The sequence below is a fragment of the Mesorhizobium sp. 113-1-2 genome (assembly GCF_016756475.1).
Lineage (GTDB): Bacteria > Pseudomonadota > Alphaproteobacteria > Rhizobiales > Rhizobiaceae > Mesorhizobium > Mesorhizobium loti_C.
In genome coordinates this window covers 3,534,985-3,547,793 of the sequence record NZ_AP023242.1, presented here as the reverse complement: position 1 = coordinate 3,547,793, position 12,809 = coordinate 3,534,985, and the positions used below count along the sequence as shown (strand labels likewise).

Below are 12,809 nucleotides of genomic sequence, written 5' to 3'. Positions count from 1 at the left end.
CGCCATGACATTGGTCGAGAAAAGAACCAATCAGAGCAACAAAATTCAGACCAATCTGCCGGATTGGTCGGCGCTGATCCCGGTCCTGCCCGGCGACGGCCCGCGCAGCCGCGAGCTTTACGCGGCGCTCCGCCGGTTGATCGAGACCGGCGCGCTGGCCGCTGGCGCCAAGCTGCCGACCACCCGCGACCTTGCGCGGCGCTTCGGCCTGTCGCGCTCGGCGGCCGTCGCCTGTTTCGAAATGCTGATCTCGGAAGGCTTTGCTGTCGCCAAGGTCGGCGCCGGCACCTTCGTCGCGCCCGACGTGCCACATCTGCCGACAACGCTGGTCAAGGCGCGCCCGCCGGAGATCGACGTCGCCGCCTCGCTGCCTTGCGGGCTAGGCGTGGCGGTATCCGACCCGCGCACGCTCAATTTGTTCCGCATCCTGCTGTCGCGTCACCTCGCCCGCCCCGGCCCCGAACATTTCCGCTATGGCGATCCGCGCGGCGGCCTTCCACTGCGCACCGCGATTGCCACCTATCTCAGGACCGCGCGCGGCGTACGTTGCGACGCCGGCCAGATCGTGCTGACCTCGGGCACGCAGCAGGGACTGGACCTGCTGGCGCGCGCGGCACTGCGCCCCGGCGACGCCGTCTGGCTGGAAAACCCCTGCTATCCCATGGCGCACGCCGTGCTGGCCGGCAGCGGCGCCGGGATTGTCGCCGTGCCGGTCGACGAGGAAGGGCTCGATCCCGAAATCGGCGAGCGTCTGTGCCCAAAGGCACGCGCGGCCTATGTCACGCCCTCGCACCAATATCCGCTCGGCGTGACCATGACGATGCGCCGGCGCCTTGCTCTGCTCGACTGGGCGCGGCGCAACGATGCCTGGATCATCGAGGACGATTACGACAGCGAGTTCCGCTACGCCGGCCCGCCGCTGACCTCGCTGCAAGGCATGGATGGCGCGAACCGCGTCGCCTATCTCGGCACCTTCTCAAAGGTGCTCTTCCCCGGCCTGCGCATCGGCTATGTCGTGGTGCCGGAGCCGCTGCTCGATGCCGTGATGGCGGTCCGGGCGCGCTCCGACCGTTACCCCTCGACACTGGCCGAAGGCGCGCTGACCGATCTTTTGAACGAAGGCCATTTCGCCGCCCATCTCAGGCGCGTGCGCCGCCGGGTACAAGCCGCGCGCGACGTGCTGGTCTCGGGCCTCGAGGCGCATTGCGGGGATGCGCTCGACGTGACGGTGCCCGAACAGGGACTGCATTTGATGGCGATGCTGAGGGGCGGCGGACCGGACACCGCGATCGTCGAGGCGGCAAAAGCGGCGGGCGTTGGCGCGCGTGCCCTGTCCGCGATGTTCATCGACGGGGCGCCGAAGCATGGGCTGGTGCTGGGCTTTTCCGGGTTTTCGGATGAAGAGTTAAGGGCGGCTACGGTGCGGCTGGGTGGGGTGCTGCAACAGCATCCCCTCCCTTCGTCATCCTAGGGCGAAGCAGGGGCGCAGCTCCGTCGCGGAGACCCTAGGATGACGAAGGGGCAGGTAGCCCCCTAATCCGCTTCACCCGCAGGCTTCGCCTTGCCGCACTGCGCCAGCACCTTGCCGATGGCCCCGCTCGATCCCCTCAGCGGAAAGCTGACCGCACCGTATTTCGCCGCACTGACCGACACGTCGCCCTTCGAACGCAACAGGTCGAGCAGTGGATCGGCCTTGGCCAGATCGACCACGAAATAACCGTACATTTCCTCCAGCTGCAGCGTCTTGGTCACGGTCTTGCCGTCGGCCTTGAAGTCGAAAGCGCCGCTGATGCCGGGCTCCGTCTGCTGGCCGCTGGAACCCAGATCGTAGCTCAGCACCGGTTTGTCGAAGCAGGCCAGCATCAGATACGCGTCGCCCTTCGGCCCGCCGCAGACCGAGGCGGTCAGCACGCTGCCGCCCTCGTCTTCCTCCATCTTGGCTGTCCAGCCGCTGCACGATGCGGCAAAGGCCGGCTGCGCGGCCTGCAATACTGCCACGGCCCCGGCGACGACGAGATAGCGAACTTTCATGACTTCCCCTCCGACAATTGCAGCACCCGTCGGCAGCATATAGGAAAAGCGATCCCGTGACATTGGCCGTTGCGGCAAGGTCGCGTGGTCCGGGTTTGGAGAGAGCGGTGTTGAGAGCCTGCGTTCGTCTGGGTGTTTTGATGGCGGCCCTGGTCACCTTGCCGCTCGCCGCCCATGCGCAGTGGAAGCCGGTCGAAAAGGTCGAAACCTACGCAATTTCAGGCCAGTCCGGGCCGGAGCTCTACCGCTCGATCGGCGAGAACGGGCCGAATGTCGGCGTTGCCCGCGCCATCGCCCACACCAATTTCAAGCTGACCTGGACCAGGGACTATCAGGCGCGGGCCGGCGCCTGCGTGCTGGTGTCGGCGAAGCCGAAACTGATCATCACCTACACCTTGCCCAGCCCCTCTTCGCCCTTGCCGCCAGCCATCCAGAAGAATTGGGAGGTTTTTCTTGCCGGCGTCAGCGCCCATGAAAAGGTGCATGGCGCGAGCATTGTCGACATGGTGCGCAAGATCGAGGCGGCGACCGTCGGCCTGACGGTTGCCGACGACCCCAAATGCAGCAAGATCCGCGCCGAAATGACCAAACGCCTGTCCGCACTCTCGCAGGCGCAACGGCAGGCCAGCCGCGATTTCGACCATGTCGAACTCGGCCAGGGCGGCAATCTGCAAAAACTCATTCTTGCCCTTGTGAATGGCGGCTGAAACGCCATCCCGTTCATGCCTCGGAAACCAGCCCGTCGAGCAGCGCCAAACCTTCAGGCCAGCCACCCAGGCCGCTATCGGCATTGATGTGGCCGAACGGCCCGATGACGGCCAGGCGGCTGCCCCATTGCGTCGCCCGCGCCTGCGCATACTCCTGCGAGCCATAGGGATCGTCGGTGCTGGTCACCACCAGCGAGGCAAAGCGCAGCTTGCCCTGCGGAATTCCGGCGAAAGCCATGCCATACCCGGGAAAGACCGCCGACGCTGGATCGGGAACGGCGACCAGCAAGGCAGCCTTGACCGGCCTTTGCGAAATCTTCTGCCAATGCGCGATCAGCAGGCAGGACAGGCTGTGCGCGACCAGCACCGGCGGCTCCGGCGCCGCGATCACGGCAGCCTCCAGCGCCGCCAGCCAGTCGGTGAAATCGGGCAGGTCCCAGCTTGTGGGCTGGAAGCGCCGCATCGCCGGATCGGCGCCTTCCCAGAGCGATTGCCAATGCGCCGGACCCGAACCGCCGCTCCCCGGCAGGATGATGAAATGCGTCATGTCGCCTTGCTCCTATCGATTGATAGGGCATGGTGGCGTCTTGAACTGGCATCGAGAATGGGAAACCATCGGAAAAATCACGTCCTTGCCGATGGATTCAAGGTGACCATGAAGACCAGCGATGAGCGCGCGCCGCTCGACCCGACCGACATCGCCATTGTCGAGGCCCTGCAGGAGAACGGCCGCATCGGCATATCCGAGCTTGGCCGGCGGGTCGGCCTGTCGCAGCCGGCGACCTCCGAGCGCGTGAAACGGCTGGAGGAGCGCGGCATCATCGCCGGCTACACCGCGGTGATCGATCCGGCGGCGCTGGGCCTCGGCATGATGGCCATCATCCGCGTCCGCACCACGCATGAGCACATCCGCCCCTGCCTGAAACAGTTCGCCGAAATGCCCGAGATTACCGAGGTGCACCGGCTGACCGGCGAGGACTGCTTCATCCTGAAAGTGGTCGTGCCCTCGCCCGCCCACCTTGAAACCATCGTCGACGCCGTGGCGCGCCATGGCGCGGTCACCACGGCGCTGGTACTGCGCAGCGAGACGCCGAAGCCGATCGGCCGCGAGTTGATCCGCAGATCAGGCGGTTAGCGGGTCAGATCAAGCGCGGCTGACAGATCCCCCATCGGCGACTCGCCATTGGCGGCCAGCGCCTTGTCGCGGGCGACGATGCCGGAGAGCACCGGCAGGTCGTAGCGCGCGGTGATGAAGCGCAGGATCGACGTCGTGTCATATTGCGTGTGGTCGACCGTGCCCATTTTCGCATAGGGCGAGATGATGAAGGTCGGGATGCGGTTGCCCGGCCCCCAGCGGTCGGCCTTGGGCGGCGCGACGTGGTCCCAGTAGCCGCCATTCTCGTCATAGGTGACGACCACCAGCATGTGGCTCCATTGCGGGCTCTTCTCCAGATGCGCGACGAGGTCGGCCAGATGCTGGTCGCCCGATGTCACGTCGGCATAGCCGCTGTGCTCGTTGAGATTGCCTTGCGGCTTGTAGAAGCTGACAGAAGGCAGCTTGCCGTCGTCGATCGCCTTGATGAACTCGGTCCCATCCAGCCCGCCATCCCTGAGATGCGCGGTGCGCGCGGCGGTGCCCGGCGCATAGCCGGCGAAATAGTTGAACGGCTGGTGGTGAAACTGGAAGTTCGGCACCGGCGTCGCGTTCTTGCCGTCGAGCGTTGCCTGCCAGGCGCCGGCATACCAGGCCCAGTCGATCCCCTTCAGCGACAGCAGGTCGCCGATGGTGATGTCGTGCTGCGGCGGCAGCGTCGTCGGCTGCGTCGGGTCGGCCAGCGCCTTGTCGCCGCCCTCGACCGGCTTGTTGGCGCTCGGCTGGTACGGCGGCTGCATGGTGTTGACGGCGTAGAAGTCGGGCGTGATGGCACCGTCATTGACGAATTTCGGCGCACCGCCAAGTGCCGAGGCTGGCGAATTGTCGGCGACCTTCAGCGTCTTGCCATCGGCCTCGACGACGGCGATCTGGCCCTTCACCGGGCTGGTGTCGGCATGCGGATAGACCGGCGCGCAGGCGCAGGCGAGCATGATGTGGTTGAGGAAGGAGCCGCCAAAGGCACCCTGGAAGAAATTGTCGGCCAGCACGTATTTCTTCGCCACCGCCCACATCGGCAAGCCGGAGCCGTCATAATGGCCCATCACCAGTCCGCCGGAATCGGCCCAGGCGGCAAACTTGTCATTCTTGCCGCCGTCGATCTGCATCTGCTCCTGGTAAAAGCGATGCCAGAGGTCGCGCGTGATGACCGATGTTTTCTCGTTGAAGCCGCTGGCGTCGTCGATGGCGAAGCTGGCGTTGGCGAGATGCGCCGACTGCGCCTCGGTCACCACGGGCGTCACCCCTTTGGCGGTCAGCCCGCCCCAGGCCGGCGGCAGTTCTGAAAGCGGCTTGCCGTCGCGGTCGAGCTGGCGCGCCTGGTCGGCCGAGACATTGGCCAGCCCATTGGCGCCGGGAAAGCCGCCATAGAGATTATCGAAGCTGCGGTTCTCGGCATAGATGACGACGACAGTGTCGATCTTGTCGTAGCCGGGAGGGGCGGCGTTGGCCGTGCCGGCGACCGACGCCAGGGCGGTGGAGGCGAGGCAAAGGGAGAGAAAGGACCTGGTCATGGGAAGATGCCTCGTGGCTGGGGGATGGCTGGAGGACGACACGCATGGGCAACGAAAATACAGGAATGGAGCTACTTCCGTGCCTTGTCACCTTTGTGACATTTGCCGACCCAGCGAACACGGTTTCGTGAACGCCGGGCTGGGTCATGAATCCGTTGTACAGGGTACTTAGTTGCGGATCGAAAACGGACTGCAGGCATGGCAACGCGACGATGGAAGAGCCGGGCGGCAATGATCGCCGCGGCATCGGTGGTAAGCTTCGCCGCGCCAGCAAACACGGCGGCACCGGATGGCGTCCACCCCGGCCCGCTTTCGCGCGCCGACGCCTTCGCCCGGGCGCAGGCCCTGACCGCGCTTGGCAAAAGAATGTTCTTCGACCCGGCGCTTTCCGCCTCCGGCAAACAGGCCTGCTCGTCCTGCCATGATCCGCACCATGCCTTTGGCCCGGTCTCGGCCTCGCCGGTCGAGATGGGCGGGCCGAAACTCGACAGGCCGGGCGTGCGCGCCGTGCCGTCGCTGCGCTACCTCCAGGCGGCGCCCGCCTTCACCGAGCATTTCTACGATTCCGAGGACGAGGGCGACGAGAGCGTCGACAATGGTCCGACCGGCGGGTTGACCTGGGACGGCCGCGCCGACCATGGCAAGGACCAGGCGAAAATCCCCCTGCTCTCGCCCTTCGAAATGGCCAACAAGGATGAGGCCACCGTCACATCAGCCTTGCGCAAATCAGCCTATGCCGATGAGTTCAAGGCGGCCTTTGGCAACGACGTGTTCGACCACGCGAGCGATGCCTTCGACGCCGCCGCCGAGGCGCTCGGCACGTTCGAGCAGAGCGCGCCTGATTTCTATCCCTATTCCAGCCGCTACGACGCTTTCCTCGCCGGCAAGGCTGAGCTGACGGCGCAGGAAATGCGCGGCCGCGCGCTGTTCGAGGACGAAACCAAGGGCAATTGCGCCAGCTGCCATCTCAGCGAACCGGCCAATGACGGCGAGCCGCCACAATTCACCGATTTCGGCCTGATCGCCATCGCCGTGCCGCGCAATGCGGCAATTCCCGCCAATGCCGATCCCGCCTATGTCGATCTCGGCCTGTGCGGCCCGCTGCGCACTGATTTCAAGGGGCGGACTGAATATTGCGGCCTGTTCAAGACGCCGACGCTGCGCAACGTGGCGCTGCGCAAGAGCTTCTTCCACAACGGCGCCTTCCACACGCTGCGTGATGCGGTCGCCTTCTACGCCAGCCGCGACACCGATCCCGGCCATTGGTACCCCAGGAATGCCGACGGCACGCTCAGGCAATATGACGATCTGCCAAGGGCTTACTGGGGAAACTTGAATCAGGATCCGCCCTTCAACGGCAAGAAACCCGGCGACAAGCCCGCGCTGACCGATGCCGAGATCGACGACATCGTCGCCTTCCTGGGCACGCTTACCGATGCCGACCAGCAGGCGGTGCCAGCGAACTGAGCCCCATGCGCCTTGCTCGCCCCGGCCTGCCCGCCGGCGAAAAGAAGGTGTCTCGTTTCTGCCGCATCTGATGCGCGCCAGCACGCGGGAGTCGTAAAGAAAAGACTGATTCTATTAGCGCTTCCTAAACCGCCTTGCGCTATCCCTTGCCACTCGAGGGTGGACGCAGATGAACGCATTCAGGCGAGCGGCCGGATTTGTTGTGATCCTGTTGACCGGCGCGGCGACGCTGGCGGCGTTGCATATCGATGCCCAGCGAAACTTCGCGCTGGCCAAGGAACGCTATCTCGAGAATTCCCAGGCAGCCTCCAGGGCAACGGCGAAGACCGTCGAAGACGCCTTGCGGGCCGTCTATGAAAATGTCCGGACCTTGACCTATCTGCCCAGCGTCCAAAACCTCGACCGGCATGGCACCAATCTGGGCGACGAAGGCCGCGCGACAATCCAGCAGATCTACAACAACCTCGCCAACAACGTCTCCATTTCCGAGGTTTACTTCTTGCCGCTGGATTTCAACCCGGACCGCTTCGATGCGGTGACTGGCAAGCTCGAGGAGCCGATCCTCCAATTCGACCAGCTGATCGTGAATGCCAAGGCGAGATCCGAGGCCTCCGCCGACGCGAAGCCCGGAAAATTGGGCCAGAATGCCCTGGTCCGCCCTCCCGAGGAGATCGAGACCTATGAGTACCACGAACTGGCCAAACAACTCGCCTGGCTGAAGACGAACTATCCGAATTCGAGCGCCATTGACGGGTTGAATGTGCCGATCATCGGCACGAAGGAGCTCATCACCTGCGACAACACCGATTTCATCCACACCGGCAATGACGCCGATCGCTCAGGCTTCATCCTTTCGGTCCCGGTCTTCGGCGGGGATGGCAGCCTGCGCGGCTCCGTCTCGGCGATCATGCTTACCTCGGCGCTGCGCAAACTCTTGCCGAGCACCGACTACGTCATCGTCAATTCAGGCTACGGTTTCGAATCCGACCAGCACAAGATGTCGACGGCCCTGGCGGCGGACTCCCATGCCTTCACCGCGGCCGACCCCAATCTGATCTATTCCGAAGTCATCCCGCTCTCGCTCAACGATCCCAGGAGCGCATGGCGTCTCTGGGCCGGTTTTCCCAACAGCCGGTTCGACAGCAATCTGGACGTCCAGTCCGTGCGTCAATTCGAGCTGGCCGGCTATGCAGCGGTCGCGGTGGTCACGCTGCTGGCGCTGGCCTGCTGGTATGCGATCGGGCGGACGATGACGATGCAGGTCGAGGCTGCCGAGACCCTGGAGCGGCGGGTCGAGGAACGCACCGCCGAGATCCAGCACCTGGCCACGCATGACATTCTCACCGGCCTGCCCAACCGAGGCCTCCTGGCAGAAACGATGGACGAGGCCTTGAGAAGCCTCAGGGACTGCGAGAAGCTGGCCGTCCATTGCGTCGATCTCGATCGTTTCAAACCGGTCAACGACACGCTCGGCCATCCGGTCGGCGACGAGTTGCTTGGTGCGGTGGCGAAGCGGTTGAAACACCATGCCGGCGAAACCGCCATGGTGGCGAGAATTGGCGGGGACGAGTTCGTCATCCTTCAGCTCCTGCTCGACGGCAACGACGAGGCCGGCGGGCTGGCAAGCCGCGTCATTCATGCCCTGTCCGACGAATTCTCCATCCAGGGTCACAAGATCAACATCGGCGGCAGCATAGGCATCGCCGTCTTCCCCGACGACGGGCAAAATTCGGAAACCCTTATCCGCAACGCCGACCTCGCCTTGTACAAGGCCAAGATGGAAGGCCGCGGGACCTGCAGGTCGTTCGAGCCAGGAATGGACGCGAGACTGCAGGAGCGGCGCCAACTCGAATCCGAACTGGCGCTCGGCGTGAAAAAAGAACAGTTCGTCCTGCATTATCAACCGCTGCACGACGCAAAGACCTCGCAACTCACAGGCTTCGAAGCGCTGGTGCGATGGAACCATCCGCGCCTCGGCCTGCTGCCGCCGTCGGAGTTCATCCAACTGGCCGAGGAGACGGGCGTCATCGATGCGCTTGGCGAGTGGATCCTGCGGCGTGCCTGTACCGACGCCGCGAAATGGCCCCTGCCCGTCAAGGTCGCGGTCAATCTCTCGCCGGCCCAGTTTAAACAGCAGGGGCTGTCGCTTCAGGTTGCCTCGGCGCTCGCGGCCTCAGCCCTGCTGCCGTCGCGGCTCGAGCTGGAGATCACCGAATCGGTGCTGCTAGCGAACAACGAAAACACGCTAAACACGCTGCACAGCCTGCGCGACCTCGGCATCTCCATAGCCATGGACGATTTCGGCACCGGCTATTCCTCGCTGAGCTATCTCAGATCGTTCCCGTTCAACCGCATCAAGATCGACCGCAGCTTCGTCAGCCTGATGTGCGAGAGCAGCGAAAGCCGGGCAATCGTCAAGGCCGTCGCCGAACTCGGCACCACGCTCGGCATGACCACAACCGCCGAAGGCGTCGAGACCGAGGACCAGTACAGGCTGGTCAGGGAGAATGGCTGCACGGATGTCCAGGGCTGGTTGTTTGGCCGTCCAATGCCGGTCTGCGAGCTCCATGCGCTTTTCGAACAGCCGGAAGCCCTGACCGCGTAATCTGTCAGCTCCGCCAGGCCGCCAGATCGGCCAGGATCCGCGCCTTCAGCGCCGGGTCGGCATAGCTCGCCTGCACCGATGTCGCGGCGAGCTGGCGGATGGTTTCGTCGTCCCAGGCGAAAGTCTCGGCGCAAGCGGCGTAGGAGGCTTCAAGCGTGGTGTCGAGCAGCGACGGATCGTCGGTGTTGATCGAGACCGGGACACCGGCCTTGCGCAAGGCATCGAGCGGATGTTGCGCAAGCGAGGGATAGACACCGAGCGCCAGATTGGAGACCGGGCAGACGCCGAGCGGAATCTGCCGCTGCGCCAGCAAGTCGACGAGGTCCGGGTCCTCGATTGCCCGCACGCCGTGGTCGATGCGGTCGGCGCCCAGCAGTTCGATGGCGTCGCGAACACCTTCCGGGCCACTCGACTCGCCTGCGTGAACGGTGCGCCGCAGACCTGCCGCGCCGGCACGGCGAAATGCCTCGGCGAAGCGCGGGCCGGTGCGGCCGGCGGCCGCTTCGTTGCCGTCGATCGACAGGGCGACGACGCGCTTGTGCCGGATGTCGCTCAGCATCTCCACCAGATCGATCGCCTCCGCCGCCGACTGGGTGCGCAGCAGGCTGACGCAAAGTCCGACCGGCGGGTGCCCATCCTGCTCGGCGGCCGCGAACCCCGCGTCGAACGCGTCTGTCATCCCCCGAATGTCTTTGTGCCAATGCGGCCAATGCGTCGGATTGACGATGACGTCGGCGTAACGCACGCCGCTTCGGCCCATGCGCTGCGCGAACTTGTAAGCGGTCGTGGCGAGCTGCTCGCGCGTGCGAAAAGTCCCGCACAACCAGTCGAGCATTTCGAGGAAGCTCCTGAGGTCATGGGCTTCGAAAAGCCTGTCGCGCGGCGCGCGCAGCGGAATGCCGGCCTCCTCGCAGTTCGCGATCACATCGTCGGCCTCGAAGCAGCCCTCGATATGGATGTGCACTTCGGCTTTCGGCAGTCCGATGAAGTCGGTCAATGACGCCTCCCCTTTTGGCGGGCGCCATCAAATCATGAAACGGCCGCTGCCGGTTTCAAGAAATGATTGAAAGAACTGCGCGTGGGCCGCGAGACTGGCGGCGCGTCGCTCGAGGCCTCACAGCGCCCTGATAACACCCCCATCCACGCGGATGTTCTGGCCGGTGATATAGCCTGCACCCTCCGAAGCCAGGAAAGCAATCGTCGCGGCGACCTCCTCCGACGTGCCGTAGCGCTGCATCGGCACATTGTCGCGGCGCTCTTCGGTCGCCGGCAGGCTGTCGATCCAGCCGGGCAGCACATTGTTCATGCGCACATTGTCCGGTGCATAACTGTTGGAGAAGATCTTGGTGTAGGCGGCAAGGCCGGCGCGGAACACGGCCGAGGTCGGAAACATCGCGTTCGGCTCGGCCACCCAGGCCGTCGAGATGTTGATGATGGCCCCACCCTTCTGCTTGACCATTTGCGGCGCCACGATGCGCACCGGCCGGATGACGTTCATCAGATAGACATCCATGCCGGTACGCCACTGCTCGTCCGTGATCTCCAGGATCGGCGCGCGCGGCCCGTGGCCACCGCTGTTGACCAGCACGTCGATGCGGCCATAGCGCTCCAGCGTCAGGTCGGCGAGGCGCTGCAGATCATCGTTCGACTGGTTGGAGCCGGTGACGCCGAGCCCGCCCAACGCCTTGGCCAGCGCCTCGCCCTTGCCGGAGGACGACAGGATAGCGACCTTGAAGCCGTCCGCCGCGAGCCGCTTGGCCGCCGCCGCGCCCATGCCGCTGCCACCGGCCACGACAACAGCCACTTTTTCTACACTCATCGGGTTTTCCTCTTCGGGTTGGCGGGCACCACAAGCGGTGATTTCGGGTTGTGGGCGCCGATATAGCTGGTTTTTCCGCTCGGTTCGAACCAGAATGCCTGAAATCAACCAGTAGAAAAACTCCTGCATGCCTGAAGCCTTCCTGAGTCTGCCGCCATTGAATGCGCTGCGCGCCTTCGAGGCTTCGGCGCGCCATCTCAACTTCCGCATCGCCGCGGAGGAGCTGAACGTGACCCAGGGTGCGGTGGCCCAGCACATTCGCGGCCTGGAGACCCATCTCGGCACGAAACTGTTCGAGCGGCTGCCGCGCGGCCTGGCGCTGACCGATCAGGGGCGCGCCTATGTGCCCAACATCCGCCGCGCCTTCGACCTGATCTCGGAGGCGACCTTGCTGCTGCGCCCCGAGCCGGCGCGGCTGACGATCAGCGTGACGCCGAGTTTTGCCACCAAATGGCTGATCCCCCGGTTGCAGGATTTCATGGCCGACAATCCGCTGGTCGACCTGCGCGTGCTGGCCAGCGAGAGCCTGTCGAGTTTCCAGGCCGACGGCGTCGACATTGCTGTGCGGCAAGGCCGCCCGCCCTTCGGCGCCGGCCTGATCGTCGACCTGGTGTTTCCCCAGCAGATCATCGCCATCTGCAGCCCGGCCCTGCTGCCGGCCGGCGCAACCGAAATCGCGGCGGCCGAAATCCAGCATCACGTCCTGCTGCACGACGCGCACAATCTGTGGCCGGAATTCATGGAAAAGGCCGTCGGCCTGAGGATGACCGCCGAACTGAAACGCATGCGCTTCAACCAGACCAGCCTCGCCATCGACGCCGCCATCGCCGGCCAGGGCATAGCGCTGGCCAGCCGCTTCCTCGTCGCCGCCGACCTCGCCGCCGGGAGGCTGGTCCAGCCGGTCAGCGGCGAAATGCGCGGCACGCAGGATTTCCATGTCGTGATGCCGAGAAAGCAGCGCCATCCCGAGCCGACGCAAGCCGTGCGGCAATGGCTGCTCGATGCCGGGGAACGGCCGCCGGTCTAGATCGGCAGCAACGCGTCCGGCTTCACATTGGCGATCGAGGCGTAGGTATGCGTCTCCCTGACGCCGGGCAGCGGCAGGATCACCCGCTGCAGGAAATCCTGGAACATCGTCATGTCGGCGATGCGCGCCTTGACCAGATAATCGAAGCCGCCGACCACCATGTGGCATTCGATGATCTCGGGCGCCCGCACAACCGCCTCGGCGAAGCGGTCGAAGACATGCGGCGCCGTATGGTCGAGCCGCACTTCGATGAAGACCAGCTGTGCCTGCCCGATCCGGGCCGGGTCGAGAACGGCCCGCACCGCCCGGATGAAGCCTTGGGCGAACAGCCGCTTGATACGCTGCGCCGCCCCGGTCGGCGACAGGCCGACGCGGCGGGCCAGATCGAGCGTCGTGCGACGGCCATCCTCTTGCAGCAAGCGCAACAGCGAGCGGTCGATACGGTCGAGATCGTCCATTCCGGGATTCACACTTTCTGGCGACATATAG

At 64.8% G+C, this 12,809-nt stretch carries 12 protein-coding genes; 6 read left to right on the top strand and 6 right to left on the bottom strand.

Annotated elements, in window-relative coordinates:
* The first annotated feature begins 4 nt into the window (after positions 1–4).
* The gene (gene pdxR / locus JN279_RS17130; RefSeq protein ID WP_202353454.1) at positions 5–1,471 is read left to right on the top strand and encodes a MocR-like pyridoxine biosynthesis transcription factor PdxR; all 1,467 of its coding nucleotides are present in this window, start codon (positions 5–7) and stop codon (positions 1,469–1,471) included.
* Positions 1,472–1,533: 62 nt separating this feature from the next.
* On the opposite strand, the gene JN279_RS17125 is transcribed toward pdxR, so the two are convergent.
* A complete protein-coding gene (locus JN279_RS17125; RefSeq protein ID WP_244734639.1) occupies positions 1,534–2,031 on the bottom strand; it encodes a hypothetical protein in 498 nt (165 codons plus the stop codon).
* A 140-nt stretch (positions 2,032–2,171) separates the two neighbouring features.
* Here JN279_RS17125 and JN279_RS17120 point away from each other — a divergent pair, with 140 nt between their 5' ends.
* Positions 2,172–2,738: a DUF922 domain-containing Zn-dependent protease gene (locus tag JN279_RS17120; RefSeq protein WP_202353453.1), complete on the top strand. Its 567-nt coding sequence runs from the start codon at positions 2,172–2,174 to the stop codon at positions 2,736–2,738.
* 13 nt (positions 2,739–2,751) lie between these two features.
* Here JN279_RS17120 and JN279_RS17115 read toward each other — a convergent pair whose 3' ends face one another.
* The gene (locus JN279_RS17115) at positions 2,752–3,285 is read right to left on the bottom strand and encodes an RBBP9/YdeN family alpha/beta hydrolase (protein WP_202353452.1); all 534 of its coding nucleotides are present in this window, start codon (positions 3,283–3,285) and stop codon (positions 2,752–2,754) included.
* 108 nt (positions 3,286–3,393) lie between these two features.
* Between JN279_RS17115 and JN279_RS17110 the strand changes: the two genes are divergently transcribed.
* Entirely contained in the window at positions 3,394–3,873 is a 480-nt protein-coding gene (locus JN279_RS17110; protein WP_096457543.1) for an Lrp/AsnC family transcriptional regulator, read from the top strand.
* Here JN279_RS17110 and JN279_RS17105 read toward each other — a convergent pair.
* Complete coding sequence (locus JN279_RS17105) at positions 3,870–5,402, bottom strand: acid phosphatase (RefSeq protein WP_202353451.1); 1,533 nt, start codon at positions 5,400–5,402, stop codon at positions 3,870–3,872. The genes JN279_RS17110 and JN279_RS17105 overlap by 4 nt on opposite strands.
* A gap of 231 nt (positions 5,403–5,633) precedes the next feature.
* Here JN279_RS17105 and JN279_RS17100 point away from each other — a divergent pair, with 231 nt between their 5' ends.
* Both JN279_RS17100 and JN279_RS17095 read left to right on the top strand, forming a co-directional pair.
* Entirely contained in the window at positions 5,634–6,869 is a 1,236-nt protein-coding gene (locus tag JN279_RS17100; RefSeq protein WP_244734738.1) for a cytochrome-c peroxidase, read from the top strand.
* A gap of 169 nt (positions 6,870–7,038) precedes the next feature.
* A complete protein-coding gene (locus JN279_RS17095) occupies positions 7,039–9,474 on the top strand; it encodes a putative bifunctional diguanylate cyclase/phosphodiesterase (protein ID WP_244734637.1) in 2,436 nt (811 codons plus the stop codon).
* Positions 9,475–9,478: 4 nt separating this feature from the next.
* On the opposite strand, the gene add is transcribed toward JN279_RS17095, so the two are convergent.
* Complete coding sequence (gene add / locus JN279_RS17090) at positions 9,479–10,471, bottom strand: adenosine deaminase (RefSeq protein ID WP_202353449.1); 993 nt, start codon at positions 10,469–10,471, stop codon at positions 9,479–9,481.
* Positions 10,472–10,588: 117 nt separating this feature from the next.
* Positions 10,589–11,293, bottom strand: a complete 705-nt coding sequence (locus tag JN279_RS17085) for an SDR family oxidoreductase (protein ID WP_202353448.1) — start codon at positions 11,291–11,293, stop codon at positions 10,589–10,591.
* Positions 11,294–11,420: 127 nt separating this feature from the next.
* Here JN279_RS17085 and JN279_RS17080 point away from each other — a divergent pair, with 127 nt between their 5' ends.
* Entirely contained in the window at positions 11,421–12,320 is a 900-nt protein-coding gene (locus JN279_RS17080; protein WP_202353447.1) for a LysR substrate-binding domain-containing protein, read from the top strand.
* Here the strand turns inward: JN279_RS17080 and JN279_RS17075 are convergent.
* Positions 12,317–12,778: an Lrp/AsnC ligand binding domain-containing protein gene (locus JN279_RS17075; protein WP_202353446.1), complete on the bottom strand. Its 462-nt coding sequence runs from the start codon at positions 12,776–12,778 to the stop codon at positions 12,317–12,319. The genes JN279_RS17080 and JN279_RS17075 overlap by 4 nt on opposite strands.
* Between the last annotated feature and the right edge of the window lie 31 nt (positions 12,779–12,809).